This is a genomic window from Pseudomonas sp. PVC-5-1, from assembly GCF_057444345.1.
Genome location: NZ_CM172024.1, coordinates 517,574 through 541,051 on the forward strand (window position 1 = coordinate 517,574; position 23,478 = coordinate 541,051).

The 23,478-nt window shown below is 57.6% G+C and carries 35 protein-coding genes; 34 read left to right on the plus strand and 1 reads right to left on the minus strand.

From position 1 onward, the window contains the following. The first annotated feature begins 81 nt into the window (after positions 1-81). From rpsL to bfr, 34 genes are all read left to right on the plus strand, one after another. The gene (gene rpsL / locus AC2T3R_RS02255; protein ID WP_003257088.1) at positions 82-453 is read left to right on the plus strand and encodes a 30S ribosomal protein S12; all 372 of its coding nucleotides are present in this window, start codon (positions 82-84) and stop codon (positions 451-453) included. A 106-nt stretch (positions 454-559) separates the two neighbouring features. After that, complete coding sequence (gene rpsG, locus AC2T3R_RS02260) at positions 560-1,030, plus strand: 30S ribosomal protein S7 (protein ID WP_003246741.1); 471 nt, start codon at positions 560-562, stop codon at positions 1,028-1,030. 30 nt (positions 1,031-1,060) lie between these two features. Beyond that, positions 1,061-3,208 (plus strand): elongation factor G, encoded by a 2,148-nt coding sequence (fusA, locus tag AC2T3R_RS02265; RefSeq protein WP_410953386.1) that lies wholly within the window; start codon positions 1,061-1,063, stop codon positions 3,206-3,208. Between the two features lie 27 nt (positions 3,209-3,235). Then, complete coding sequence (gene tuf / locus AC2T3R_RS02270; RefSeq protein ID WP_013970626.1) at positions 3,236-4,429, plus strand: elongation factor Tu; 1,194 nt, start codon at positions 3,236-3,238, stop codon at positions 4,427-4,429. Positions 4,430-4,570: 141 nt separating this feature from the next. Beyond that, complete coding sequence (rpsJ, locus tag AC2T3R_RS02275; RefSeq protein ID WP_003186070.1) at positions 4,571-4,882, plus strand: 30S ribosomal protein S10; 312 nt, start codon at positions 4,571-4,573, stop codon at positions 4,880-4,882. An 80-nt stretch (positions 4,883-4,962) separates the two neighbouring features. After that, positions 4,963-5,598 carry a 50S ribosomal protein L3 gene (gene rplC / locus AC2T3R_RS02280; protein WP_003257089.1) on the plus strand — a complete coding sequence of 212 codons (636 nt, stop codon included), beginning with the start codon at positions 4,963-4,965 and terminating at the stop codon, positions 5,596-5,598. A gap of 12 nt (positions 5,599-5,610) precedes the next feature. After that, positions 5,611-6,213, plus strand: a complete 603-nt coding sequence (gene rplD, locus AC2T3R_RS02285) for a 50S ribosomal protein L4 (RefSeq protein ID WP_008089819.1) — start codon at positions 5,611-5,613, stop codon at positions 6,211-6,213. Continuing rightward, positions 6,210-6,509: a 50S ribosomal protein L23 gene (gene rplW, locus AC2T3R_RS02290; RefSeq protein WP_003255484.1), complete on the plus strand. Its 300-nt coding sequence runs from the start codon at positions 6,210-6,212 to the stop codon at positions 6,507-6,509. The genes rplD and rplW overlap by 4 nt, the downstream gene beginning before the upstream one ends. 14 nt (positions 6,510-6,523) lie before the next feature. Then, positions 6,524-7,348 carry a 50S ribosomal protein L2 gene (gene rplB, locus AC2T3R_RS02295; RefSeq protein WP_015268750.1) on the plus strand — a complete coding sequence of 275 codons (825 nt, stop codon included), beginning with the start codon at positions 6,524-6,526 and terminating at the stop codon, positions 7,346-7,348. 16 nt (positions 7,349-7,364) lie between these two features. Further along, entirely contained in the window at positions 7,365-7,640 is a 276-nt protein-coding gene (gene rpsS, locus AC2T3R_RS02300; RefSeq protein WP_003255482.1) for a 30S ribosomal protein S19, read from the plus strand. A gap of 11 nt (positions 7,641-7,651) precedes the next feature. Continuing rightward, on the plus strand, positions 7,652-7,984 hold the full coding sequence (rplV, locus tag AC2T3R_RS02305; protein WP_003103908.1) for a 50S ribosomal protein L22: 333 nt from the start codon (positions 7,652-7,654) through the stop codon (positions 7,982-7,984). Between the two features lie 13 nt (positions 7,985-7,997). Beyond that, positions 7,998-8,684 carry a 30S ribosomal protein S3 gene (gene rpsC / locus AC2T3R_RS02310; RefSeq protein WP_003255481.1) on the plus strand — a complete coding sequence of 229 codons (687 nt, stop codon included), beginning with the start codon at positions 7,998-8,000 and terminating at the stop codon, positions 8,682-8,684. A 12-nt stretch (positions 8,685-8,696) separates the two neighbouring features. Further along, positions 8,697-9,110, plus strand: a complete 414-nt coding sequence (gene rplP, locus AC2T3R_RS02315) for a 50S ribosomal protein L16 (RefSeq protein WP_003255479.1) — start codon at positions 8,697-8,699, stop codon at positions 9,108-9,110. Beyond that, complete coding sequence (gene rpmC, locus AC2T3R_RS02320) at positions 9,110-9,301, plus strand: 50S ribosomal protein L29 (RefSeq protein WP_002555481.1); 192 nt, start codon at positions 9,110-9,112, stop codon at positions 9,299-9,301. Before rplP ends, rpmC begins: the two co-directional genes overlap by 1 nt. Positions 9,302-9,303: 2 nt before the next feature. Next, positions 9,304-9,570: a 30S ribosomal protein S17 gene (gene rpsQ, locus AC2T3R_RS02325; RefSeq protein WP_003255478.1), complete on the plus strand. Its 267-nt coding sequence runs from the start codon at positions 9,304-9,306 to the stop codon at positions 9,568-9,570. Positions 9,571-9,593: 23 nt separating this feature from the next. Beyond that, positions 9,594-9,962 carry a 50S ribosomal protein L14 gene (gene rplN / locus AC2T3R_RS02330; protein ID WP_002555479.1) on the plus strand — a complete coding sequence of 123 codons (369 nt, stop codon included), beginning with the start codon at positions 9,594-9,596 and terminating at the stop codon, positions 9,960-9,962. Positions 9,963-9,973: 11 nt separating this feature from the next. Beyond that, positions 9,974-10,288, plus strand: coding sequence for a 50S ribosomal protein L24 (gene rplX / locus AC2T3R_RS02335; RefSeq protein WP_013970637.1), 315 nt, complete (start codon positions 9,974-9,976; stop codon positions 10,286-10,288). 20 nt (positions 10,289-10,308) lie between these two features. Next, positions 10,309-10,848 (plus strand): 50S ribosomal protein L5, encoded by a 540-nt coding sequence (rplE, locus tag AC2T3R_RS02340; RefSeq protein ID WP_003257095.1) that lies wholly within the window; start codon positions 10,309-10,311, stop codon positions 10,846-10,848. 13 nt (positions 10,849-10,861) lie between these two features. Continuing rightward, positions 10,862-11,167, plus strand: coding sequence for a 30S ribosomal protein S14 (rpsN, locus tag AC2T3R_RS02345; protein ID WP_013970638.1), 306 nt, complete (start codon positions 10,862-10,864; stop codon positions 11,165-11,167). 209 nt (positions 11,168-11,376) lie between these two features. Beyond that, entirely contained in the window at positions 11,377-11,769 is a 393-nt protein-coding gene (gene rpsH, locus AC2T3R_RS02350; RefSeq protein WP_009681971.1) for a 30S ribosomal protein S8, read from the plus strand. 12 nt (positions 11,770-11,781) lie between these two features. Then, positions 11,782-12,315, plus strand: a complete 534-nt coding sequence (gene rplF, locus AC2T3R_RS02355; protein ID WP_009681972.1) for a 50S ribosomal protein L6 — start codon at positions 11,782-11,784, stop codon at positions 12,313-12,315. 10 nt (positions 12,316-12,325) lie between these two features. Continuing rightward, positions 12,326-12,676, plus strand: a complete 351-nt coding sequence (gene rplR, locus AC2T3R_RS02360; RefSeq protein ID WP_009397496.1) for a 50S ribosomal protein L18 — start codon at positions 12,326-12,328, stop codon at positions 12,674-12,676. Between the two features lie 3 nt (positions 12,677-12,679). Beyond that, on the plus strand, positions 12,680-13,180 hold the full coding sequence (rpsE, locus tag AC2T3R_RS02365; protein ID WP_003255465.1) for a 30S ribosomal protein S5: 501 nt from the start codon (positions 12,680-12,682) through the stop codon (positions 13,178-13,180). A 2-nt stretch (positions 13,181-13,182) separates the two neighbouring features. After that, positions 13,183-13,359, plus strand: a complete 177-nt coding sequence (gene rpmD / locus AC2T3R_RS02370; protein WP_003255463.1) for a 50S ribosomal protein L30 — start codon at positions 13,183-13,185, stop codon at positions 13,357-13,359. A 3-nt stretch (positions 13,360-13,362) separates the two neighbouring features. Then, positions 13,363-13,797, plus strand: a complete 435-nt coding sequence (gene rplO, locus AC2T3R_RS02375) for a 50S ribosomal protein L15 (RefSeq protein WP_003257107.1) — start codon at positions 13,363-13,365, stop codon at positions 13,795-13,797. Further along, on the plus strand, positions 13,798-15,129 hold the full coding sequence (gene secY, locus AC2T3R_RS02380) for a preprotein translocase subunit SecY (protein WP_003257108.1): 1,332 nt from the start codon (positions 13,798-13,800) through the stop codon (positions 15,127-15,129). It abuts the gene before it with no gap. A gap of 28 nt (positions 15,130-15,157) precedes the next feature. Then, positions 15,158-15,274, plus strand: a complete 117-nt coding sequence (gene rpmJ, locus AC2T3R_RS02385; RefSeq protein ID WP_002555468.1) for a 50S ribosomal protein L36 — start codon at positions 15,158-15,160, stop codon at positions 15,272-15,274. Between the two features lie 131 nt (positions 15,275-15,405). Continuing rightward, entirely contained in the window at positions 15,406-15,762 is a 357-nt protein-coding gene (rpsM, locus tag AC2T3R_RS02390) for a 30S ribosomal protein S13 (RefSeq protein WP_003257112.1), read from the plus strand. Between the two features lie 18 nt (positions 15,763-15,780). After that, positions 15,781-16,170, plus strand: a complete 390-nt coding sequence (rpsK, locus tag AC2T3R_RS02395; RefSeq protein WP_003255454.1) for a 30S ribosomal protein S11 — start codon at positions 15,781-15,783, stop codon at positions 16,168-16,170. 15 nt (positions 16,171-16,185) lie between these two features. Further along, on the plus strand, positions 16,186-16,806 hold the full coding sequence (rpsD, locus tag AC2T3R_RS02400) for a 30S ribosomal protein S4 (protein ID WP_003257114.1): 621 nt from the start codon (positions 16,186-16,188) through the stop codon (positions 16,804-16,806). A 22-nt stretch (positions 16,807-16,828) separates the two neighbouring features. Then, positions 16,829-17,830 (plus strand): DNA-directed RNA polymerase subunit alpha, encoded by a 1,002-nt coding sequence (locus AC2T3R_RS02405; RefSeq protein WP_003255452.1) that lies wholly within the window; start codon positions 16,829-16,831, stop codon positions 17,828-17,830. Between the two features lie 42 nt (positions 17,831-17,872). Beyond that, a complete protein-coding gene (rplQ, locus tag AC2T3R_RS02410; protein ID WP_003255451.1) occupies positions 17,873-18,259 on the plus strand; it encodes a 50S ribosomal protein L17 in 387 nt (128 codons plus the stop codon). Between the two features lie 172 nt (positions 18,260-18,431). Further along, a complete protein-coding gene (locus AC2T3R_RS02415) occupies positions 18,432-19,871 on the plus strand; it encodes a catalase (RefSeq protein WP_486744592.1) in 1,440 nt (479 codons plus the stop codon). 163 nt (positions 19,872-20,034) lie between these two features. Continuing rightward, a complete protein-coding gene (gene bfr / locus AC2T3R_RS02420; RefSeq protein WP_003257116.1) occupies positions 20,035-20,499 on the plus strand; it encodes a bacterioferritin in 465 nt (154 codons plus the stop codon). A 136-nt stretch (positions 20,500-20,635) separates the two neighbouring features. Here the strand turns inward: bfr and uvrA are convergent, their stop codons facing one another. Further along, a complete protein-coding gene (uvrA, locus tag AC2T3R_RS02425) occupies positions 20,636-23,470 on the minus strand; it encodes an excinuclease ABC subunit UvrA (RefSeq protein ID WP_410953384.1) in 2,835 nt (944 codons plus the stop codon). Positions 23,471-23,478 lie beyond the last annotated feature (8 nt).

The window sequence follows — 23,478 nt, forward strand, 5'->3', positions numbered from 1 at the left end:
AATTTGGTGAGGCTCCGTCTCGCCAATTTTTGGCTTTCTTGCAAGACAATAGCGTCGCAAGACAATCAGTGGAGCTAGTAGATGGCAACTATCAACCAGCTGGTACGTCAGCCGCGTAAGCGTACCGTCGAGAAATCCGACGTACCTGCGCTGCAGAACTGCCCGCAGCGTCGTGGCGTGTGCACCCGCGTGTACACCACCACGCCGAAAAAACCTAACTCGGCACTGCGTAAAGTATGCCGTGTGCGTCTGACCAACGGTTTCGAGGTTTCCTCGTACATCGGTGGTGAAGGCCACAACCTGCAAGAGCACAGCGTCGTCCTGATCCGTGGCGGCCGTGTAAAAGACTTGCCAGGTGTTCGTTACCACACCGTTCGCGGCTCTCTGGATACTTCGGGCGTTAAAGGCCGTAACCAGGGTCGTTCGAAGTACGGTACCAAGCGTCCGAAGTAATCGGCCGTTTGCAGACATCCATTTATTTGAGTCGATAAGAGTAAGGTCGGGCAGGGGTCGAAAGACCTGGTCCCGGGCTAACCTGAAGACCGTTTGAGGGCTTATCATGCCAAGACGTCGTGTAGCAGCAAAACGTGAGATCCTTGACGATCCGAAGTACGGATCCCAGATTCTCGCCAAGTTCATGAACCACGTGATGGAAAGCGGCAAGAAGGCCGTAGCCGAGCGCATCGTTTACGGTGCCCTGGATACCGTCAAAGCACGCAAGAACAGCGACCCCCTGGAAATCTTCGAGAAAGCTCTCGACGCCATCGCTCCGCTGGTCGAAGTTAAGTCCCGCCGTGTTGGCGGTGCCACTTACCAGGTTCCGGTTGAAGTTCGTCCGTCCCGTCGTAACGCTCTGGCAATGCGCTGGCTCGTAGACTACGCCCGCAAGCGCGGCGAGAAGTCGATGGCCCTGCGCCTGGCCGGCGAACTGCTGGATGCTGCTGAAGGCAAGGGTGCTGCAGTCAAGAAGCGTGAAGACGTGCACCGTATGGCCGAGGCCAACAAAGCGTTCTCGCACTACCGCTTCTAATTCAAGCATCAATCATTTTGCGAGGGCTTTATGGCTCGTACTACAGCAATTAACCGCTACCGTAACATCGGTATCTGCGCCCACGTTGACGCGGGCAAGACTACCACTACCGAGCGGATCCTGTTCTACACAGGTCTGAGCCACAAAATGGGCGAGGTGCACGACGGCGCCGCGACCACCGACTGGATGGTGCAGGAGCAGGAGCGCGGTATCACCATTACCTCCGCTGCCGTTACCACCTTCTGGAAAGGTTCCCGTGGTCAGTACGACAACTACCGCGTAAACGTCATCGATACCCCCGGCCACGTTGACTTCACCATTGAAGTAGAGCGTTCGCTGCGTGTACTCGACGGCGCGGTCGTTGTGTTCTGCGGTACCTCCGGCGTTGAGCCACAGTCCGAAACCGTATGGCGTCAGGCCAACAAGTACGGCGTTCCACGTGTTGTCTACGTGAACAAGATGGACCGTGCTGGTGCCAACTTCCTGCGCGTTGTCGGTCAGATCAAGAACCGCCTGGGTCACACCCCGGTTCCGGTCCAGCTGGCTATCGGTGCAGAAGACGACTTCCAGGGTCAGGTCGACCTGATCAAGATGAAAGCCATCTACTGGAACGAAGACGACAAGGGCACCACCTACCGCGAAGAAGAAATTCCAGCGGACATGGTCGACCTGGCTAACGAATGGCGCAACAACATGGTTGAAGCCGCCGCCGAAGCCAGCGAAGAGCTGATGAACAAGTACCTTGAAGAAGGTGAGCTGACCGTCGAAGAAATCAAGGCAGGCCTGCGCGCGCGCACCCTGGCCAGCGAGATCGTTCCGGCTGTCTGCGGTTCGTCGTTCAAGAACAAGGGCGTTCCCCTGGTTCTCGACGCCGTTATCGACTACCTGCCTGCTCCGACCGAAATTCCTGCGATCAAGGGTATCCACCCTGATCTGGCCGAAGTGCCGAAGGATGAAGTCACCCCAGAGCAGTACGACGAGCGTCATGCTGACGACGATGAGCCGTTCTCGGCTCTGGCGTTCAAGATTGCCACCGACCCGTTCGTTGGTACTCTGACCTTCGTTCGCGTTTACTCGGGCTTCCTGACCTCCGGTGACTCCGTCATCAACTCGGTCAAGGGCAAGAAAGAGCGCGTTGGTCGTATGGTGCAGATGCACGCCAACCAGCGTGAAGAGATCAAGGAAGTGCGTGCGGGCGATATCGCCGCTCTGATCGGCATGAAGGACGTCACCACTGGTGACACCCTGTGCAACGCCGACAAGCCGATCATCCTCGAGCGTATGGACTTCCCGGAGCCTGTGATTTCGCTCTCCGTAGAGCCGAAAACCAAGGCTGACCAGGAGAAGATGGGTATCGCACTGGGCAAGCTGGCCCAGGAAGACCCGTCGTTCCGCGTCAAGACCGACGAAGAAACTGGTCAGACCATCATCTCCGGTATGGGTGAGCTGCACCTGGACATCCTCGTTGACCGCATGAAGCGCGAGTTCAACGTCGAAGCCAACATCGGCAAGCCGCAGGTTTCGTACCGCGAGAAGATCACCAAGTCCAACGTCGAGATCGAAGGCAAGTTCGTTCGTCAGTCGGGCGGTCGTGGTCAGTTCGGTCACTGCTGGATCCGTTTCTCGGAGCCGGATCAGGACGAGAAGGGCAACATCACCGAAGGTCTGGTGTTTGCCAACGAAGTCGTTGGTGGTGTGATTCCTAAGGAATACATCCCTGCGATCCAGAAGGGTATCGAAGAGCAGATGAAGAACGGCGTTGTTGCCGGCTATCCTCTGATCGGCCTGAAGGCCGCGGTATTTGACGGTTCGTACCACGACGTCGACTCCAACGAAATGGCGTTCAAGATCGCTGCTTCGATGGCAACCAAGCAACTGGCCCAGAAGGGCGGTGGCGTGGTTCTCGAGCCGATCATGAAGGTCGAAGTTGTAACCCCGGAAGACTACCTGGGTGACGTGATGGGTGACCTGAACCGTCGTCGTGGTCTGGTCCAGGGTATGGATGAGTCGGTCTCTGGCCGTGTCGTCCGCGCTGAAGTTCCGCTCGGAGAAATGTTCGGTTACGCAACCGACGTTCGTTCCATGTCTCAGGGTCGCGCAAGCTACTCCATGGAATTCTCCAAATACGCCGAAGCTCCGTCGAACATCGTCGAAGCACTCGTTAAAAAACAAGGCTAATCCCCTTTAGGCAAGAGGTTCACTGTCGTGGCTAAAGAAAAATTTGATCGTTCCCTTCCCCACGTTAACGTCGGCACCATCGGCCACGTTGACCACGGTAAGACCACTCTGACCGCAGCTCTGACTCGCGTCTGCTCCGAAGTTTTCGGTTCGGCAGTCGTTGAGTTCGACAAGATCGACTCGGCTCCGGAAGAAAAAGCGCGCGGTATCACCATCAACACCGCTCACGTCGAGTACAACTCGAACATTCGTCACTACGCTCACGTTGACTGCCCAGGTCACGCTGACTACGTGAAGAACATGATCACCGGTGCTGCCCAGATGGACGGCGCGATCCTGGTTTGCTCGGCCGCCGATGGTCCGATGCCACAAACCCGTGAGCACATCCTGCTGTCCCGTCAGGTAGGCGTACCTTACATCGTGGTCTTCCTGAACAAGGCTGACCTGGTAGACGACGCCGAGCTGCTGGAACTGGTCGAGATGGAAGTTCGCGACCTGCTGTCCACCTACGACTTCCCAGGCGACGATACCCCGATCATCATCGGTTCGGCTCGTATGGCCCTGGAAGGCAAAGACGACAACGAAATGGGTACTACCGCTGTCAAGAAGCTGGTAGAAACTCTGGATGCCTACATCCCTGAGCCAGTTCGTGCCGTTGACCAGCCGTTCCTGATGCCGATCGAAGACGTATTCTCGATCTCGGGTCGTGGTACCGTTGTTACCGGTCGTATCGAGCGTGGTATCGTTCGCGTTCAGGACCCGCTGGAAATCGTTGGTCTGCGTGACACCACCACCACCACCTGCACCGGTGTTGAGATGTTCCGCAAGCTGCTGGACGAAGGTCGTGCTGGCGAGAACTGCGGCGTTCTGCTGCGTGGTACCAAGCGTGACGACGTTGAGCGTGGCCAGGTTCTGGTCAAGCCAGGTTCGGTCAAGCCGCACACCAAGTTCACCGCAGAAGTCTACGTTCTGTCGAAGGAAGAAGGCGGTCGTCACACTCCGTTCTTCAAAGGCTACCGTCCTCAGTTCTACTTCCGTACCACTGACGTGACCGGTAACTGCGAACTGCCGGAAGGCGTTGAAATGGTAATGCCAGGTGACAACATTCAGATGACTGTCACCCTGATCAAGACCATCGCAATGGAAGACGGTCTGCGCTTCGCTATCCGTGAAGGCGGTCGTACCGTCGGCGCCGGCGTCGTAGCAAAAATCATCGAGTAATCACTCGACCGATTGAAAAAACCCCCGCTCAGCGGGGGTTTTTTTTATTGGGTTGACACTAAATGGGGGCGTCTATAGAATCACGCCTCCTTTTAGCGGGCGTAGTGCGTCCGTTGGGAACAGCCTGGAGTCTGAAATCCAATGCAAAATCAGCAAATCCGTATCAGGTTGAAGGCTTTCGACCATCGCCTGATCGACCAATCCACCCAGGAAATCGTGGAAACCGCGAAACGTACTGGTGCACAAGTGCGTGGTCCAATTCCACTGCCTACCCGCAAAGAGCGTTTCACCGTTCTGGTTTCCCCGCACGTCAACAAAGACGCGCGTGACCAGTACGAGATCCGCACTCATAAGCGTGTTCTGGACATCGTCCAGCCAACGGATAAAACCGTTGATGCGCTGATGAAGCTTGATCTGGCGGCAGGTGTGGAAGTACAGATCAGCCTCGGCTAAGACTTCGGTCTGGTCGTGTAACGCTCTGAAATGGGCGGCCATAGCGGGTGAAAGCCCCGTACACTCATGAGGTTTACAACATGACTATTGGTGTAATCGGTCGCAAGTGCGGTATGACCCGCATTTTCACCGAAGAAGGTGTCTCCATTCCGGTCACGGTCATCGAGATCGAGCCGAATCGCGTCACCCAGTTCAAAACTGAAGAAACCGATGGCTACCGTGCAGTGCAAGTCACTGTCGGCGAGCGTCGTGCTTCGCGCGTGACTGCCGCTCAGGCAGGCCACTTCGCCAAGGCCAACGTTGCCGCTGGTCGCGGTGTCTGGGAGTTCCGTCTTGAAGAAGGCGATTTCCAGGCTGGCGATCTGATCAAAGCTGAACTCTTCACTGCAGGCCAGCTGGTAGACGTTACTGGTCAGTCCAAAGGTAAAGGCTTCGCCGGTACCATCAAGCGCTGGAACTTCCGTGGCCAGGACAACACCCACGGTAACTCCGTGTCGCACCGTGTCCCAGGTTCCATCGGCCAGTGCCAGACTCCTGGTCGTGTGTTCAAGGGCAAGAAAATGTCCGGTCACATGGGCGCCGAGCGCGTGACTGTTCAGTCCCTGGAAGTAGTTCGCGTAGACGCTGAACGCAACCTGCTGCTGGTCAAGGGTGCCGTTCCAGGCGCTACTGGCGGCGACGTGGTTGTACGTCCAGCTGTCAAGGCTCGCGGTTAAGGGGAAACTGACATGCAACTCAATGTAAATGACGCTCAGGCGATCGAAGTTTCCGAACTGACTTTCGGTGGCGAATTCAACGAGACGCTGGTACACCAAGCAGTCGTGGCCTACATGGCCGGCGGCCGTCAGGGCACCAAGCAGCAGAAGACCCGTTCCGACGTGGCTGGTGGCGGTAAGCGCCCATGGCGTCAGAAGGGTACTGGCCGTGCTCGTGCTGGTACCACTCGTGGTCCGATCTGGCGTGGCGGTGGTGTAACCTTCGCAGCTCGCCCTCAAGATCACTCGCAGAAGCTCAACAAGAAGATGTACCGCGCAGCTCTGCGCTCCATCCTCGCTGAGCTGGTGCGTAGCGACCGTCTGGTCGTGGTTCAGGACTTCGCTGTTGAAGCACCGAAAACCAAAGATCTGCTGAACAAGCTGAACGGCATGGGTCTGAACGACGTACTGATCGTTTCCGACGCTGTTGATCAGAACCTGTACCTGGCTGCTCGCAACCTGCCGCACGTTGATGTACGTGACGTACAAGGTTCCGACCCGGTCAGTCTGATCGCATACGAGAAAGTGTTGATCACTGTCTCGGCCGTGAAGAAATTCGAGGAGCTGCTGGGATGAACCAGGAACGCGTATTCAAAGTCCTCCTTGGCCCGCACGTTTCCGAGAAGGCTACCGTTCTGGCTGAGAAAAAAGGCCAGTTCGTATTCAAGGTTGCTACCGATGCAACCAAGCTGGAAATCAAGAAAGCTGTCGAAGGCCTGTTCAACGTAAAAGTTGAAAACGTGTCGACTGTTAACGTTCTGGGTAAAACCAAGCGTACCGCACGTGGTCTGGGCAAGCGTAATGACTGGAAGAAGGCGATCGTCTCCCTTCAGCCAGGCCAAGATCTCGATTTCAGCAGCAGTGCTGAGTAAGGAAGGGGTGCATCATGGCAATCGTTAAATGCAAACCGACTTCCCCTGGCCGCCGTTTCGTGGTCAAGGTGGTCAACCAGGAGCTGCACAAAGGCGCTCCTCACGCACCGCTGATCGAGAAAAAATCGAAGTCTGGTGGTCGTAACAACAATGGCCGCATCACCACTCGTCACGTTGGTGGTGGTCATAAGCAGCATTACCGTCTGGTCGACTTCCGTCGCAACGACAAAGATGGCATCCCAGCCACTGTCGAGCGTATCGAATACGACCCGAACCGTACTGCTCACATCGCCCTGCTGTGCTACGCAGACGGTGAGCGTCGCTACATCATCGCCCCTAAAGGCGTGAGCGCTGGTGACCAGCTGATCGCAGGTGCCCTGGCCCCAATCAAGGCCGGTAACTCCCTGCAGCTGCGCAATATCCCAGTAGGTAGCACCATTCACGGCATCGAACTGAAGCCGGGTAAAGGTGCTCAGATCGCTCGTTCCGCTGGTGCTTCGGCTCAGCTGATCGCTCGTGAAGGCGTCTACGTGACTCTGCGTCTGCGTTCCGGTGAGATGCGTAAAGTACTGGCTGAGTGCCGTGCCACCCTGGGCGAAGTCTCGAACTCCGAGCACAGCCTGCGTTCGCTGGGTAAAGCTGGTGCCAAACGCTGGCGCGGCGTTCGCCCAACCGTTCGTGGTGTTGCCATGAACCCGGTTGACCACCCACATGGTGGTGGTGAAGGTCGTACCTCCGGTGGTCGTCATCCGGTATCGCCATGGGGCTTCCCAACCAAGGGTGCGAAGACCCGTGGTAATAAGCGTACCGACAACATGATCGTCCGTCGTCGCAAGTAACTAGAGGGATACGACAGTGCCACGTTCTCTGAAAAAAGGTCCTTTTATCGATCTTCACCTGCTGAAGAAGGTCGAAGTGGCGGTGGAGAAGAACGATCGCAAGCCAGTTAAAACCTGGTCGCGCCGTTCGATGATCCTGCCACAAATGGTCGGTCTGACCATCGCGGTACACAACGGTCGTCAACATGTCCCAGTTCTGGTGAACGAAGACATGGTCGGCCACAAACTGGGCGAGTTCGCCGGTACCCGCACCTATCGCGGGCACGTGGCTGACAAGAAAGCCAAGCGTTAAGGGGTAAGGAAATGGAAGTAGCCGCTAAGTTGTCGGGCGCTCGCATCTCCGCCCAGAAAGCCCGCTTGGTCGCCGACCAGATCCGCGGGAAGAAGGTGGGCGAAGCGCTCAACCTGTTGGCCTTCAGCAGCAAAAAAGCCGCTGAAATCATGAAGAAAGTCCTCGAGTCGGCCGTTGCCAACGCCGAACACAACGAAGGCGCAGACGTTGATGACCTGAAGGTCTCCACCGTCTTCGTCAACGAAGGGCGTTCGCTGAAGCGCATCATGCCACGTGCCAAAGGCCGTGCTGATCGCATCGTCAAGCGGTCTTGCCATATCACTGTCAAGGTTGCGGACAAGTAACGGAGTCGATCAGATGGGTCAGAAAGTACATCCCACTGGCATTCGCCTGGGAATCGTCAAGGAGCACACCTCCGTCTGGTACGCAGACGGTGCTACTTACGCAGATTACCTGTTGAAGGATCTGAAAACGCGTGAGTACCTCCAAGACAAACTAAAAAGCGCGTCCGTAAGCCGTATCGATATTCATCGTCCGGCTCAAACTGCACGCATCACCATCCACACCGCTCGTCCCGGTATCGTTATCGGTAAGAAAGGTGAAGATGTCGAGAAGCTGCGTCAGGACCTGACCAAGCAGATGGGTGTGCCTGTGCACATCAACATCGAAGAGATCCGCAAGCCGGAACTCGACGCTATGCTGGTTGCGCAGAGCGTAGCTCAGCAGCTGGAGCGCCGCGTAATGTTCCGTCGCGCCATGAAGCGCGCCGTACAGAACGCCATGCGTATTGGTGCCAAGGGCATCAAGATCCAGGTGAGCGGTCGTCTCGGCGGTGCTGAGATTGCTCGTACCGAGTGGTATCGCGAAGGTCGTGTGCCTCTGCACACCCTGCGTGCCGATATCGACTACAACACCTACGAAGCTCACACCACTTACGGTGTGATCGGTGTGAAGGTTTGGATCTTCAAAGGCGAAGTTATTGGTGGTCGCCAAGAAGAACTGAAACCACAAGCACCAGCGCCTCGTAAAAAAGCTGCTAAGTAAGGGGTACGCCAAATGTTGCAACCAAAGCGTACAAAATTCCGCAAGCAGATGACTGGCCACAACCGTGGTCTGGCACTGCGCGGTAGCAAAGTCAGCTTCGGCGAATTCGCCCTGAAAGCTGTTGCTCGCGGTCGCCTCACCGCTCGCCAGATCGAGTCCGCACGTCGTGCGCTGACCCGTCACGTAAAACGTGGCGGTAAGATCTGGATCCGTGTGTTCCCGGACAAGCCGATCTCCAAGAAGCCTCTCGAGGTTCGTATGGGTAAAGGTAAGGGTTCCGTGGAATACTGGGTTGCCCAGATTCAGCCAGGCAAAGTCCTGTATGAAATCGAGGGTGTTTCTGAAGAGCTGGCGCGCGAAGCTTTCGCCCTGGCTGCTGCAAAGCTGCCTCTCGCCACCTCCTTTGTTAAGCGGACGGTGATGTGATGAAAGCGAATGAACTTCGTGAAAAATCGGCACAGCAACTGAATGAGCAACTGCTCGGCTTGCTGCGCGACCAGTTCAATCTGCGTATGCAGAAAGCAACTGGCCAGTTGGGGCAGTCGCACCTGCTCTCGCAAGTTAAGCGTGACATCGCTCGCGTGAAAACTGTGCTCAACCAGCAGGCAGGTAAGTGATCATGGCTGAAGCTGAAAAAACCGTCCGTACGCTGACTGGCCGTGTCGTCAGCGACAAAATGGACAAGACCATCACCGTTCTGATCGAGCGTCGCGTAAAGCACCCGATCTACGGTAAATACGTTAAGCGTTCGACTAAGCTGCACGCGCACGACGAAGCCAACCAGTGCAAGATCGGCGACAAGGTTTCCATCCGTGAAACCCGTCCGCTGGCCAAGACCAAGTCCTGGGCACTGGTTGAAGTCCTCGAACGCGCTGTTGAAGTCTAAGGGCTAGGGGTCGGAGAAATTTTATGATTCAGACTCAATCCATGCTCGATGTGGCCGATAACAGCGGCGCTCGTCGCGTCATGTGCATCAAGGTGCTCGGCGGTTCGCACCGCCGTTACGCCGGCATCGGTGACATCATCAAGGTAACCGTCAAGGAAGCAATTCCGCGCGGTAAGGTCAAGAAAGGCCAAGTGATGACTGCTGTTGTCGTGCGCACCCGTCACGGTGTTCGTCGCGCTGACGGTTCCATCATTCGTTTCGACGGCAACGCTGCTGTTCTGCTGAACAACAAGCAAGAGCCGATCGGCACTCGCATCTTCGGGCCAGTGACCCGTGAACTTCGTACTGAGAAGTTCATGAAGATCGTCTCGCTCGCCCCTGAAGTGCTGTAAGGAGATCCGACATGCAAAAGATTCGTCGTGACGACGAGATCATCGTGATCGCCGGCAAAGACAAAGGTAAGCGCGGTAAGGTGCTGAAGGTTCTGGCTGACAACCGTCTGGTTGTTGGTGGTGTGAACCTGGTCAAGCGTCATACCAAGCCTAACCCGATGGCGGGCGTACAGGGCGGTATCGTCGAAAAAGAAGCGCCTCTGCACGCTTCCAACGTTGCCATCTTCAACGGCGAAACCAACAAGGCTGACCGCGTTGGTTTCAAAGTAGAAGACGGTAAAAAAATTCGTGTCTTCAAGTCGACCCAAAAAGCGGTTGATGCTTGAACACTGCTAGGTAGAAGACCATGGCACGACTGAAAGAGATTTACCGGAACGAAATCGCTCCTAAGCTTAAGGAAGAACTTAAGCTGTCGAACGTGATGGAAGTTCCGCGCGTTACCAAGATCACCCTGAACATGGGTCTGGGCGAAGCGATCGGCGACAAGAAAGTCATCGAGCACGCTGTTGCCGACCTGGAAAAGATCACCGGTCAAAAGCCGGTAGTGACTTTCGCTCGTAAATCCATCGCGGGCTTCAAAGTCCGTGAAGGCTGGCCGATCGGTGTCAAGGTGACCCTGCGTCGCGACAAGATGTACGAATTCCTGGACCGCCTGCTGGCGATCTCCCTGCCTCGGGTTCGCGACTTCCGCGGCCTGAATGCCAAGTCCTTCGATGGCCGTGGCAACTACAGCATGGGCGTGAAAGAGCAGATCATCTTCCCGGAAATCGACTACGACAAGATCGATGCTCTGCGCGGTTTGGACATCACCCTGACCACCACTGCTCGTTCGGACGACGAAGGCCGCGCTCTGCTGCGCGCTTTCAAGTTCCCGTTCCGCAACTGATTGGAGTAGGAAAATGGCCAAGAAGAGCATGAAAAACCGCGAGCTGAAGCGTCAGCTCACGGTAGCCAAGTACGCCAAAAAGCGTGCCGAGCTGAAAGCGACCATCGTCAACCTGAACGCCTCTCCTGAAGAGCGTTTCGCTGCCGTTGTCGCCCTGCAGAAGCAGCCACGTGATGCCAGCGCTTCGCGTCTGCGCAACCGTTGCCGCCTGACCGGTCGTCCTCACGGTGTATACCGTAAGTTCGGCCTGGGCCGTAACATGCTGCGTCAAGCTGCAATGCGCGGTGACGTACCAGGTCTGGTCAAGGCCTCCTGGTAATCGCTGCAGGCTGGATCCCGGCGGAAGGGGGGCAATCTTCCGACCGCCGGTGACCTCGCCAACAAACAAGCCCCTATATGGGGCTTGTTTCGTTTCTACCTTGTGTCTAGAATGACCGGCTCACCTGAGCCTGGGTTTTTTGCCCTGTCCGCTCGGGTGGTTGTGATAGCCGCAAGGCTAATAATTCTTGTATCAGGAGCATCTAGCCCATGAGTATGCAGGACCCGTTAGCGGACATGCTAACTCGCATCCGTAATGCCCAGATGGCTGAAAAGTCCGTCGTAAGCATGCCTTCCTCCACCCTGAAGGTCGCGGTTGCCAAAGTTCTGAAAGACGAAGGTTACATCGCCGGCTACCAGGTAACTGGTGAGGCCAAGCCTTCCCTGTCGATCGAACTGAAGTACTTCGAAGGCCGTCCGGTCATCGAGGAACTGAAGCGCTCCAGCCGTCCAGGCCTGCGCCAGTACAAGTCCGTCGCAGAACTGCCGAAAGTACGTGGCGGTCTGGGCGTGTCTATCGTCTCCACCAACAAAGGTGTGATGACTGATCGCGCTGCGCGCGCTGCCGGTGTCGGCGGCGAAGTTCTGTGCACAGTGTTCTAAGGGGAGATAGGCATGTCTCGCGTCGCTAAGAACCCCGTTAAGCTGCCAGCAGGCGTCGAAGTCAAATTCGCCGGCCAGCAGCTTTCGGTGAAGGGTGCCAAAGGCACTCTCGAACTGAACGTTCACTCGTCTGTTGAAGTTACCGAAGAGTCTGGCGAGCTGCGTTTCGTCGCTCGTAACGGTGACCAGCAAGCTCGCGCCATGGCCGGTACCACCCGCGCTCTGGTGAACAACATGGTCCAGGGCGTAAGCCAAGGCTTCGAGCGCAAGCTCCAGCTGGTCGGTGTTGGTTACAAGGCACAGGCCAAGGGCACCGTCCTGAACCTGGCCCTGGGCTTCTCGCACCCAGTGGACTACGAACTGCCAGCCGGTATCACCGCTGAAACCCCAAGCCAGACCGACATCCTGATCAAGGGTATCGACAAGCAGCTGGTGGGTCAGGTGGCCGCTGAAATCCGCGACTTCCGTCCGCCAGAGCCTTACAAAGGCAAGGGTGTGCGTTACGCGGACGAAGTAGTCCGTCGTAAAGAAGCCAAGAAGAAGTAGGGCCTAGCAAATGACCGACAAAAAAGTTACTCGACTGCGTCGCGCTCGCAAAGCACGTCTCAAGATGCACGAACTCGAAGTCGTGCGCCTGTGCGTGTTCCGCTCCTCGCAGCACATCTACGCCCAGGTCATTTCGGCCGACGGCAGCAAGGTTCTGGCAAGCGCCTCGACCTTGGACAAAGAACTGCGTGATGGCGCCACTGGCAACATCGACGCGGCCACTAAGGTTGGCAAGCTGGTAGCTGAGCGTGCGAAAGCCGCCGGTGTATCTCAAGTTGCCTTTGACCGTTCCGGCTTCAAGTACCATGGCCGCGTCAAAGCGCTGGCCGATGCTGCTCGTGAAGGCGGGCTGGAGTTCTAAGTTATGGCAAATAACGATCAAAAGCGCGACGAAGGCTACATCGAGAAGCTGGTTCAAGTTAACCGCGTTGCCAAAACCGTAAAAGGCGGCCGTATCTTCACTTTCACCGCGCTGACCGTGGTAGGTGATGGTAAGGGCCGTGTTGGCTTCGGCCGTGGCAAATCGCGTGAAGTACCTGCCGCGATCCAGAAAGCCATGGAAGCTGCTCGCCGCAACATGATCCAGGTTGACCTGAAGGGCACCACCCTGCAGTACGCCACCAAGGCTGCCCACGGCGCCTCGAAGGTTTACATGCAGCCTGCCTCGGAAGGTACCGGTATCATCGCCGGTGGCGCAATGCGTGCTGTCCTGGAAGTTGCTGGTGTTCAGAACGTTCTGGCCAAGTGCTACGGTTCGACCAACCCAGTGAACGTGGTTTACGCCACCTTCAAGGGTCTGAAAGCCATGCAATCTCCTGAATCCATTGCTGCCAAGCGCGGCAAGAGCGTCGAGGAGATCTTCTGATCATGGCAACCGTAAAAGTAACGCTGATCAAGAGCGTCTCGGGCCGTCTGCCTAACCACAAGCTGTGCGTTAAGGGCCTGGGTCTGCGTCGCATCGGTCACACTGTAGAAGTCCAGGATACTCCCGAAAACCGCGGGATGATCAACAAGGCTTACTACATGCTGAAGGTCGAGGGTTAATCGATGAAACTCAATGATCTGAGTCCAGCGCCGGGTTCCCGTCGCGAGAAGCATCGTCCAGGTCGTGGTATCGGTAGCGGTCTGGGTAAGACCGGCGGCCGTGGCCACAAAGGTCAGACTTCCCGTTCGGGTGGTTCGATCGCTCCTGGCTTCGAAGGCGGTCAACAGCCGCTGCACCGTCGTCTGCCGAAGTTCGGCTTCGTTTCCCTGAAAGCCATGGACCGCGCCGAAGTGCGTCTGTCCGAGCTGGCCAAGGTGGAAGGCGACGTGATCTCCGTGCAATCCCTGAAGGATGCCAACGTGATCGGCCAGAACGTACAGCGCGTGAAAATCATGCTGTCTGGCGAAGTCACTCGCGCAGTCACCATCAAGGGTATCGCAGCCACCAAGGGTGCGCGTGCGGCTATCGAAGCAGCTGGCGGCAAGTTCGAGGAATAAATGGCTAAGCAAGGTGCTCTCTCTTCGCTCGGTAAGGGCGGGATGTCGGAACTCTGGGCTCGTCTGCGCTTTCTGTTCATGGCGATCATCGTCTATCGGATAGGTGCGCATATCCCGGTTCCTGGCATCAATCCAGACCGTCTGGCGGATCTGTTTCGGCAGAATGAGGGGACCATTCTTAGCTTGTTCAACATGTTTTCCGGTGGCGCGCTTGAGCGCATGAGCATCTTTGCACTGGGGATCATGCCGTACATCTCGGCATCGATCATCATGCAGCTGATGACGGCGGTCAGCCCGCAACTGGAACAGTTGAAGAAGGAAGGTGAAGCTGGCCGTCGCAAGATCAGCCAGTACACCCGCTACGGCACCGTTATCCTGGCACTGGTTCAAGCCATTGGCATGTCCATTGGCCTGGCCAACCAGGGCGTTGCGTTTTCTGTAGGCCTGGGCTTCCATGTCGTTGCCGTCTCCACCTTCGTGGCAGGCGCGATGTTCATGATGTGGCTGGGCGAGCAGATCACCGAGCGCGGTGTGGGCAACGGTATCTCGATGTTGATCTTCGCGGGTATCGTTGCCGGTCTTCCGAGAGCAATCGGGCAGTCTTTCGAGTCTGCGCGTACAGGCGATATCAACATTTTCGCCCTGGTCGCTATCGGTTTGCTGGCAGTAGCGATTATCGGTTTTGTGGTGTTCATTGAGCGTGGTCAGCGTCGTATCGCCGTTCACTACGCCAAGCGTCAGCAGGGCCGCAAGGTCTTCGCTGCGCAGACCAGCCACTTGCCGCTGAAGGTGAACATGGCGGGGGTTATCCCGGCCATTTTCGCGAGCAGCATTCTGCTGTTCCCGGCTTCGCTGGGTGCCTGGTTCGGTCAGTCCGAAGGTATGGGCTGGCTGCAGGACATCTCGCAGTCGATCGCTCCTGGTCAGCCGTTGAACATTCTGCTGTTTAGTGCAGGGATCATTTTCTTCTGCTTCTTCTACACAGCGTTGATGTTCAACCCGAAAGACGTAGCGGAAAACCTGAAGAAGTCCGGTGCCTTTATTCCGGGTATCCGTCCTGGTGAGCAGTCGGCACGCTACATTGATGGCGTTCTGACCCGTCTGACCATGTTCGGTGCTCTTTACATGATGGCCGTCTGCCTTCTGCCCCAGTTCCTGGTGGTGGCAGCAAATGTGCCGTTCTACCTTGGCGGGACCTCGTTGCTGATTGTGGTAGTGGTTGTGATGGACTTCATGTCCCAAGTACAATCGCACCTCGTTTCGCACCAGTACGAATCCCTGATGAAGAAAGCCAACCTGAAAGGCTACGGTGGCAGCGGTCTGCTGCGCTGATACGCCCCTAAGGTTCGAGGAGTCGGTAATGAAAGTTCGTGCATCGGTGAAAAAGCTGTGCCGTAACTGCAAGATCATCCGTCGCGAAGGCGTCGTACGAGTGATCTGCAGCGCGGAACCGCGTCACAAACAGCGCCAAGGCTGAGTGTGATCTGCGCTTCAAACCCAGCAGCTAGTGTGCTGCTGGGTTGATTATTCGTTTCTACAGCGATATTATCTCGCGCCCTATTTCTTGGCTTCCGGGGCGTAGGTAGCTGTCAATTGGAGTCCCACTGAATGGCCCGTATTGCAGGCGTCAACATTCCAGATAACAAGCATGCTGTTATCTCGCTGACCTACATCTATGGTGTCGGTCGCACTACTGCACAGAAGATCTGTGCAGACGCTGGTGTAAACCCAGCCGCTAAGATCAAGGATCTGAGCGACGAGCAAATCGAAACCCTGCGTGGCGAAGTCGCGAAGTTCACCACCGAAGGTGACCTGCGTCGTGACATCAACATGAAGATCAAGCGCTTGATGGACCTGGGTTGCTACCGCGGCCTGCGTCATCGTAAAGGTCTGCCGGTTCGCGGTCAGCGCACCAAGACCAACGCACGCACCCGTAAGGGCCCGCGTAAGCCGATCCGCAAGTAATCGCCCAGGAATATAGACATGGCAAAACCTGCTGCTCGTCCTCGTAAGAAAGTCAAAAAGACAGTGGTTGATGGCATCGCCCACATCCATGCCTCTTTCAACAACACCATCGTGACCATCACCGACCGTCAGGGCAACGCTTTGTCCTGGGCGACCTCCGGTGGTTCGGGTTTCCGTGGTTCGCGCAAATCCACCCCGTTCGCAGCCCAGATCGCTGCTGAGCGTGCTGGTCAAGCTGCGCTGGAATACGGTCTGAAGAACCTCGACGTAAACGTCAAGGGTCCAGGTCCAGGTCGTGAGTCCGCCGTTCGTGCACTGAACAGCTGCGGCTACAAGATCGCCAGCATCACCGACGTGACGCCAATCCCGCACAACGGGTGCCGTCCGCCGAAGAAGCGTCGCGTGTAATCAGGAGACAGATAAATGGCACGTTACATTGGTCCAAAATGCAAACTGTCTCGTCGTGAAGGCACTGACCTGTTCCTGAAGAGCGGCGTTCGCGCTCTGGAATCGAAGTGCAACATCGAAGCAGCCCCAGGTATCCACGGCCAGCGCCGTGGCCGTCAGTCCGACTACGGTACCCAGCTGCGCGAGAAGCAAAAAGTTCGTCGTATCTACGGTGTTCTGGAGCGTCAGTTCCGCGGTTACTACCAGGCTGCAGCCTCGAAAAAAGGCGCAACCGGTGAGAACCTGCTGCAACTGCTCGAGTGCCGTCTGGATAACGTCGTCTACCGTATGGGCTTCGGCTCGACTCGTTCCGAGTCCCGTCAGCTGGTTTCGCACAAAGCGATCAGCGTCAACGGTAAGACTGTAAACATTCCATCCTACCAAGTTCGTCCGGGTGACGTGGTCGCGGTTCGCGAGAAGTCGCTGAACCAGCTGCGCATTGTTCAAGCCCTTGAACTGTGCGCCCAGCGTGGCCGCGTTGAGTGGGTTGACGTGGATGCTGCTAAAAAGTCGGGCGTTTTCAAGAACGTTCCTGCTCGCAGCGACCTGTCTGCCGACATCAACGAGAACCTGATTGTCGAGCTCTACTCCAAGTAAGGGCTAGAAAATAGGTGCATCCATGCAGATTTCGGTAAATGAGTTCCTGACTCCCCGCCACATTGATGTGCAGGTAGTCAGTCCGACCCGCGCCAAGATTACGCTCGAGCCTCTCGAGCGTGGTTTCGGCCATACCCTGGGCAACGCGCTGCGCCGCATCCTGTTGTCCTCCATGCCTGGCTGTGCAGTAGTCGAGGCCGAGATCGACGGCGTACTCCACGAGTACTCCGCGATCGAAGGTGTTCAGGAAGACGTCATTGAAATCCTGTTGAACCTGAAAGGCCTGGCTATCAAACTGCACGGTCGTGACGAAGTTACGCTGACCTTGTCGAAAAAGGGTTCGGGGGTGGTTACCGCTGCCGATATTCAGCTGGATCACGATGTCGAGATCGTCAACCCCGATCACGTAATCGCGAACCTGGCGTCGAACGGCGCCCTGAACATGAAGCTCACTGTAGCTCGTGGTCGTGGTTACGAGCCGGCCGACTCCCGTCAAACCGACGAAGACGAAAGCCGTAGCATTGGCCGTCTGCAGTTGGACGCTTCGTTCAGCCCGGTGCGTCGTATCGCCTATGTGGTCGAGAACGCCCGTGTTGAACAGCGTACCAACCTGGACAAGCTGGTCATTGATCTGGAAACCAACGGCACCCTGGATCCTGAAGAGGCTATCCGCCGCGCTGCGACCATCCTGCAACAGCAGCTGGCCGCGTTCGTCGACCTCAAAGGTGACAGCGAGCCTGTCGTAGTCGAGCAGGAAGACGAGATCGATCCGATCCTGCTGCGTCCGGTTGACGACCTGGAACTGACTGTACGTTCGGCCAACTGCCTCAAGGCGGAGAACATCTACTACATCGGCGACCTGATTCAGCGTACCGAAGTAGAGCTGTTGAAGACTCCTAACCTGGGCAAGAAGTCCCTGACTGAAATCAAGGACGTCCTGGCCTCTCGTGGTCTGTCTCTCGGCATGCGCCTCGACAACTGGCCGCCTGCAAGTCTTAAGAAAGACGACAAGGCGACCGCCTGATCGTCGTAATCACCGAACGTAGTGTTTGGTAAGGAATGAATCATGCGTCATCGTAAAAGTGGACGTCACCTGAGCCGTACCAGCTCTCACCGCAAGGCTATGTTCCAGAACATGGCAGTGTCGCTGATCGAGCACGAGCTGATCAAAACCACCCTGCCGAAAGCCAAGGAACTGCGCCGCGTTGCCGAGCCGCTGATCACCCTGGCCAAGGAAGACAGCGTAGCTAACCGCCGTCTGGCCTTCGATCGTACCCGTTCGAAGTCCGCTGTTGGCAAGCTGTTCAACGACCTGGGCAAGCGTTACGCCACCCGTCAGGGCGGCTACCTGCGCATCCTGAAGTGCGGTTTCCGCGCTGGCGACAACGCTCCTATGGCGTACGTCGAGCTGGTTGATCGTCCGGTCGGCGGTGCTGTAGAAGCTGCTGAGTAAGACGTTCTGTCTGCTACAGAGAACCGGGCCTAGTGCCCGGTTTTTTGTTTCAAGATGTATTGATTATCTCTATTGATTCAAGTCATGTAATGCATTTGTTCTTGTAATCTTGCTCGTCAATACTCTCTCCAGAGCCGATTAGCCGGCGCTTGAAGACCGATAAGGAGAGCCCATGAGCAAGATTCTCACCACCGCCAGCGGTGCACCTGTAGCAGACAACCAGAATTCCCGTTCCGCCGGCCCGCGCGGCCCGCTGCTGCTCGACGACTTCCACCTGATCGAGAAGCTCGCCCACTTCAACCGCGAGAACATTCCTGAGCGCCGCGTACACGCAAAAGGCTCGGGCGCCTACGGCACCTTTACCGTCACCCGCGATATCACCGATTACACCAGTGCCAAGTTGTTTGAACAGGTTGGCAAGCAGACCGAAACCTTCCTGCGCTTCTCCACCGTTGGTGGTGAGCGTGGCTCCGCTGATACCGAGCGCGATCCCCGTGGTTTTGCCGTCAAGTTCTACACCGAGGAAGGCAACTGGGACATCGTCGGCAACAACACGCCGGTGTTCTTCATCCGCGACCCACTGAAGTTTCCGGACTTTATCCACACCCAGAAGCGTCACCCACAATCCAACCTGAAGAACGCCCAGATGATGTGGGACTTCTGGTCGCACTCTCCCGAGGCGCTGCATCAGGTCACCATTCTGTTCTCCGATCGCGGCATTCCGGACGGCTACCGCCACATGCACGGTTTCGGTAGCCATACCTACAGCCTGATCAATGCCAAGGGTGAACGCACCTGGGTCAAATGGCACTTCAAGACCCAGCAAGGCATCAAGAACCTCGCACCGGCAGATGCCGCGCGCCTGGCAGGTACTGACCCGGACTACGCCCAGCGCGACCTGTTCGAAGCCATCGAGCGGGGCGATTACCCACGCTGGACCGTATGCATCCAGGTGATGAGCGAAGCCGAGGCTGCCAGCCGCGACGAAAACCCCTTCGACGTGACCAAGACCTGGTCGCAGAAGGACTACCCGCTGATTGAAGTGGGCGTGCTGGAGCTCAACCGTAACCCGCTCAACTACTTTGCCGAGGTCGAGCAGGCTGCGTTTGGCCCGAGCAACATGGTGCCGGGTGTTGGCCTGTCGCCGGACCGCATGCTGCAAGGGCGGGTATTCGCCTACGCCGACGCGCACCGCTACCGGGTGGGCACCAACCATCAGCAACTGCCGGTGAACGCACCACGCTGCCCGGTCAACAGCTACCAGCGTGATGGTTCCATGGCCACTGCCACTTACGGCAGCGCGCCGAACTATGAGCCCAACAGCTACAGCGATGCGCCAAAGCAGTCACCAAGCCACGCCGAGCCTGCACTGGCCCTGAATGGTTCGGCAGACCGCTACGACCACCGCGAGGACACCGACTACTACAGCCACGCCGGCGCGCTGTTCCGCCTGATGAACGATGAGCAGAAAGCCCTGCTGATAAACAACATTGCCGGCACCATGGCAGGCGTCAGCGAAGACGTGATCCAGCGTCAGCTGCAATACTTCTTCAAGGCCGATCCGGCCTACGGCGAAGGGGTTGCCAAGGCCTTGGGCATCAATCTCGCCTAAGTCGAAGTGATAAGAAGAACCGCCCTCATTTGGGCGGTTTTTCAATGAATATCACTACTGTTTAACCGATTTTTTGCTTCTAATTGCGCGGTTTTCAGTGACCGCAGGCAAAAGCTGGTTCACACTGTGTGACATAGACGTTTTCACATGGAGAAGCAGGGCGATGCAAGGTCACCCGGACGTAATCAACTACCTCGTTACGCTGCTGAAGGGCGAACTGGCGGCGCGTGACCAGTACTTCATTCACTCGCGTATGTACGAAGACTGGGGCCTGTCCAAGCTCTACGAGCGCATCAACCACGAAATGGAAGAAGAGACGCAGCACGCCGATGCCCTGATGCGTCGCATCCTCATGCTCGAAGGCACCCCTGACATGCGCGCGGATGACCTGGAAGTGGGCAGCACCGTGCCGGAAATGATCGAGGCCGACCTCAAGCTCGAGTACAAGGTACGCGGCGCGCTGTGCAAAGGCATCGAACTGTGCGAATTGCACAAGGACTACATCAGCCGCGATATCCTGCGCGCACAGTTGGCTGATACCGAAGAAGATCACACCTACTGGCTGGAGAAGCAGCAGGGGCTGATCAAGGCCATTGGCCTGGAGAATTACCTGCAGTCGCAGATGTAAAAGCCTGGGGCTGCTTTGCAGCCCTATCGCGACACAAGGCCGCTCCTACATTTGAACGCGTCAATCCAGAGATTACGCGATCGCCTGTAGGAGCGGCCTTGTGTCGCGAAAGGGGCGCAAAGCGCCCCCCAAGGCCTTATGCCCGATCCCGCTCCAGCAACGGTTTCAGGTAGTGCCCGGTATACGACTGCTTCATCGTACTCAGTTCTTCCGGCGTACCGCAGGCAATGATCTGCCCGCCTTTCGAACCACCCTCCGGCCCCAGATCCACCAGCCAATCCGCGGTCTTGATCACATCCAGGTTGTGCTCGATCACCACCACGGTATTGCCGTGGTCGCGCAGGCGATGCAGGACGTCCAGCAACTGCTGAATATCGGCAAAGTGCAGGCCCGTGGTCGGCTCGTCGAGGATGTACAGGGTCTTGCCGGTGTCACGCTTGGACAGTTCGCGCGACAGCTTCACTCGCTGTGCCTCACCGCCCGACAGCGTGGTCGCCGACTGGCCCAGCTTGATGTATGACAGCCCCACATCCATCAACGTCTGCAGCTTGCGCGCCAGCGCCGGCACTGCGTCGAAGAACTCGCGGGCATCCTCGATGGTCATTTCCAGCACCTCGTGGATGTTCTTGCCCTTGTACTTGATCTCCAGGGTTTCGCGGTTGTAGCGCTTGCTCTTGCACACGTCGCACGGCACATAGATGTCCGGCAGGAAGTGCATCTCCACCTTGATCAGGCCATCGCCCTGGCAGGCCTCGCAACGGCCTCCCTTGACGTTGAACGAGAAACGCCCCGGACCATAGCCGCGCGAACGCGATTCCGGCACACCGGAGAACAGCTCGCGGATCGGCGTGAAGATGCCGGTGTAGGTCGCCGGGTTCGAGCGAGGGGTGCGGCCGATCGGGCTCTGGTCGATGTCCACTACCTTGTCCAGGTGCTGCAGGCCATCCATGCTGGCATGCGGCGCCGCTTCCAGGCTGCTTGAGCCATTCAGGGCGGTCGCGGCCAGTGGGAACAGGGTGTTGTTGATCAGTGTCGACTTGCCCGAACCGGACACCCCGGTCACGCAGGTCAGCAGGCCGATCGGGATTTCAAGGTCGACGTTTTGCAGGTTGTTGCCACGCGCGCCCTTGAGCTTGAGTTGCAGCTTCTTGTTGCGCGGCGTGCGCTTGGCCGGCACTACGATCTTCTTGCGCCCTGACAGGTACTTGCCGGTCAGCGAGTCGGGGTGCTCCATGACCTCCTGCGGCGACCCCTCGGCGACGATCTGACCGCCGTGCACGCCGGCCCCAGGGCCGATGTCCACCACGTAGTCGGCCAGGCGGATGGCGTCCTCGTCGTGTTCCACCACGATCACCGTGTTGCCCAGGTCGCGCAGGTGGTTGAGGGTGGCCAGCAGGCGGTCATTGTCACGTTGATGAAGGCCGATGGACGGCTCATCGAGGATGTACATCACTCCCACCAGGCCAGCACCGATCTGGCTGGCCAGGCGGATACGCTGCGCTTCGCCACCGGACAGGGTATCAGCGCTGCGGTCCAGGGTGAGATAGTCGAGACCGACGTTCACCAGGAACTGCAGGCGCTCGCAGATTTCCTTGAGGATCTTCGCCGCAATCTCGCCACGGCGTCCGGTCAGAGTCAGCTCGCCGAAGTAGTTGCTGGCTTCACCGATCGGCAGGTTGGTCACTGCCGGTAGCGTTTTTTCGCCCACCCACACATGCCTTGCCTCACGGCGCAGGCGGGTGCCGCGGCAATCGGGGCACGGCTGGGTGCCGAGGAACTTGGCCAGTTCTTCGCGCACGGTGGCCGACTCGGTCTCGCGGTAGCGACGCTCCAGGTTCGGCACGATGCCTTCGAACGGGTGCGAGCGCTTGACGATGTCGCCACGGTCGTTGAGGTACTTGAAGTCGACGCTCTGCTTGCCGCTGCCCTGCAGGATCACCTTCTGGTGCTCGACCGAAAGCTGGCCGAATGGTTCCTCCAGGCTGAAGCCGTAATGCGCGGCCAGCGAGCCGAGCATCTGGAAGTAGTACACGTTGCGCCGGTCCCAGCCGCGGATTGCGCCTTCGGCCAAGGTGAGCTCGGCATTGACCAGGCGCTTGGTGTCGAAGAACTGCTTCACCCCCAGGCCATCGCAGGTCGGGCAGGCGCCGGCGGGGTTGTTGAAGGAGAACAGCTTCGGCTCCAGCTCGCTGATGGCATGGCCACAGACCGGGCAGGCGAAACGCGCGGAGAAGATCGTCTCTTCGCCGGGCTCGTCATCCATCGGCGCTACCAGGGCTATGCCGTCGGCCAGCTTGAGCGCTGTCTCGAACGACTCGGCCAGGCGCTGTTGCAGGTCGGCGCGGACCTTGAAACGGTCCACCACCACATCGATGCTGTGTTTTTTCTGCTTGTCCAGCTTGGGCAGTTCGTCGAGCTCGTAGAGCTTGCCGTTGACCCGGGCGCGCACAAAGCCCTGGGCCCGCAGCTCGTCGAACACCGCCAGGTGCTCGCCCTTGCGCTCGCGCACCACCGGCGCCAGCAGCATCAGCTTGCTGCCTTCCGGTCGCTCCAGCACCAGGTCGACCATCTGGCTGATCGTTTGCGCTTCCAGCGGGATATCGTGATCCGGGCAGCGTGGGGTACCCACGCGAGCGTACAGCAGGCGCAGATAGTCGTAGATTTCGGTGATGGTGCCGACCGTGGAGCGGGGGTTGTGCGAGGTCGACTTCTGCTCGATGGAAATGGCTGGCGACAGTCCTTCGATGGTATCGACGTCGGGCTTTTCCATCATCGACAGGAACTGCCGGGCGTAGGCCGACAGCGATTCCACATAGCGGCGCTGGCCTTCGGCGTACAGGGTGTCGAACGCCAGGGACGACTTGCCGGAACCGGACAGGCCGGTGATCACGATCAGCTTGTCCCGGGGCAGGGTCAGGTCAATGTTCTTCAGGTTGTGGGTACGTGCCCCACGAATCAGGATCTTGTCCACTGCGGCCT

What these genes read in the sequence shown, in the direction of transcription:
- rpsL (WP_003257088.1), top strand. Translation starts at nt 82, where the DNA reads ATGGCAACTATCAACCAGCTGGTACGTCAGCCGCGTAAGCGTACCGTC.
- rpsG (WP_003246741.1), top strand. Translation starts at nt 560, where the DNA reads ATGCCAAGACGTCGTGTAGCAGCAAAACGTGAGATCCTTGACGATCCG.
- fusA (WP_410953386.1), top strand. Translation starts at nt 1,061, where the DNA reads ATGGCTCGTACTACAGCAATTAACCGCTACCGTAACATCGGTATCTGC.
- rpsJ (WP_003186070.1), top strand. Translation starts at nt 4,571, where the DNA reads ATGCAAAATCAGCAAATCCGTATCAGGTTGAAGGCTTTCGACCATCGC.
- rplC (WP_003257089.1), top strand. Translation starts at nt 4,963, where the DNA reads ATGACTATTGGTGTAATCGGTCGCAAGTGCGGTATGACCCGCATTTTC.
- rplD (WP_008089819.1), top strand. Translation starts at nt 5,611, where the DNA reads ATGCAACTCAATGTAAATGACGCTCAGGCGATCGAAGTTTCCGAACTG.
- rplW (WP_003255484.1), top strand. Translation starts at nt 6,210, where the DNA reads ATGAACCAGGAACGCGTATTCAAAGTCCTCCTTGGCCCGCACGTTTCC.
- rplB (WP_015268750.1), top strand. Translation starts at nt 6,524, where the DNA reads ATGGCAATCGTTAAATGCAAACCGACTTCCCCTGGCCGCCGTTTCGTG.
- rplV (WP_003103908.1), top strand. Translation starts at nt 7,652, where the DNA reads ATGGAAGTAGCCGCTAAGTTGTCGGGCGCTCGCATCTCCGCCCAGAAA.
- rpsC (WP_003255481.1), top strand. Translation starts at nt 7,998, where the DNA reads ATGGGTCAGAAAGTACATCCCACTGGCATTCGCCTGGGAATCGTCAAG.
- rplP (WP_003255479.1), top strand. Translation starts at nt 8,697, where the DNA reads ATGTTGCAACCAAAGCGTACAAAATTCCGCAAGCAGATGACTGGCCAC.
- rpmC (WP_002555481.1), top strand. Translation starts at nt 9,110, where the DNA reads ATGAAAGCGAATGAACTTCGTGAAAAATCGGCACAGCAACTGAATGAG.
- rpsQ (WP_003255478.1), top strand. Translation starts at nt 9,304, where the DNA reads ATGGCTGAAGCTGAAAAAACCGTCCGTACGCTGACTGGCCGTGTCGTC.
- rplN (WP_002555479.1), top strand. Translation starts at nt 9,594, where the DNA reads ATGATTCAGACTCAATCCATGCTCGATGTGGCCGATAACAGCGGCGCT.
- rplX (WP_013970637.1), top strand. Translation starts at nt 9,974, where the DNA reads ATGCAAAAGATTCGTCGTGACGACGAGATCATCGTGATCGCCGGCAAA.
- rplE (WP_003257095.1), top strand. Translation starts at nt 10,309, where the DNA reads ATGGCACGACTGAAAGAGATTTACCGGAACGAAATCGCTCCTAAGCTT.
- rpsN (WP_013970638.1), top strand. Translation starts at nt 10,862, where the DNA reads ATGGCCAAGAAGAGCATGAAAAACCGCGAGCTGAAGCGTCAGCTCACG.
- rpsH (WP_009681971.1), top strand. Translation starts at nt 11,377, where the DNA reads ATGAGTATGCAGGACCCGTTAGCGGACATGCTAACTCGCATCCGTAAT.
- rplF (WP_009681972.1), top strand. Translation starts at nt 11,782, where the DNA reads ATGTCTCGCGTCGCTAAGAACCCCGTTAAGCTGCCAGCAGGCGTCGAA.
- rplR (WP_009397496.1), top strand. Translation starts at nt 12,326, where the DNA reads ATGACCGACAAAAAAGTTACTCGACTGCGTCGCGCTCGCAAAGCACGT.
- rpsE (WP_003255465.1), top strand. Translation starts at nt 12,680, where the DNA reads ATGGCAAATAACGATCAAAAGCGCGACGAAGGCTACATCGAGAAGCTG.
- rpmD (WP_003255463.1), top strand. Translation starts at nt 13,183, where the DNA reads ATGGCAACCGTAAAAGTAACGCTGATCAAGAGCGTCTCGGGCCGTCTG.
- rplO (WP_003257107.1), top strand. Translation starts at nt 13,363, where the DNA reads ATGAAACTCAATGATCTGAGTCCAGCGCCGGGTTCCCGTCGCGAGAAG.
- secY (WP_003257108.1), top strand. Translation starts at nt 13,798, where the DNA reads ATGGCTAAGCAAGGTGCTCTCTCTTCGCTCGGTAAGGGCGGGATGTCG.
- rpmJ (WP_002555468.1), top strand. Translation starts at nt 15,158, where the DNA reads ATGAAAGTTCGTGCATCGGTGAAAAAGCTGTGCCGTAACTGCAAGATC.
- rpsM (WP_003257112.1), top strand. Translation starts at nt 15,406, where the DNA reads ATGGCCCGTATTGCAGGCGTCAACATTCCAGATAACAAGCATGCTGTT.
- rpsK (WP_003255454.1), top strand. Translation starts at nt 15,781, where the DNA reads ATGGCAAAACCTGCTGCTCGTCCTCGTAAGAAAGTCAAAAAGACAGTG.
- rpsD (WP_003257114.1), top strand. Translation starts at nt 16,186, where the DNA reads ATGGCACGTTACATTGGTCCAAAATGCAAACTGTCTCGTCGTGAAGGC.
- AC2T3R_RS02405 (WP_003255452.1), top strand. Translation starts at nt 16,829, where the DNA reads ATGCAGATTTCGGTAAATGAGTTCCTGACTCCCCGCCACATTGATGTG.
- rplQ (WP_003255451.1), top strand. Translation starts at nt 17,873, where the DNA reads ATGCGTCATCGTAAAAGTGGACGTCACCTGAGCCGTACCAGCTCTCAC.
- AC2T3R_RS02415 (WP_486744592.1), top strand. Translation starts at nt 18,432, where the DNA reads ATGAGCAAGATTCTCACCACCGCCAGCGGTGCACCTGTAGCAGACAAC.
- bfr (WP_003257116.1), top strand. Translation starts at nt 20,035, where the DNA reads ATGCAAGGTCACCCGGACGTAATCAACTACCTCGTTACGCTGCTGAAG.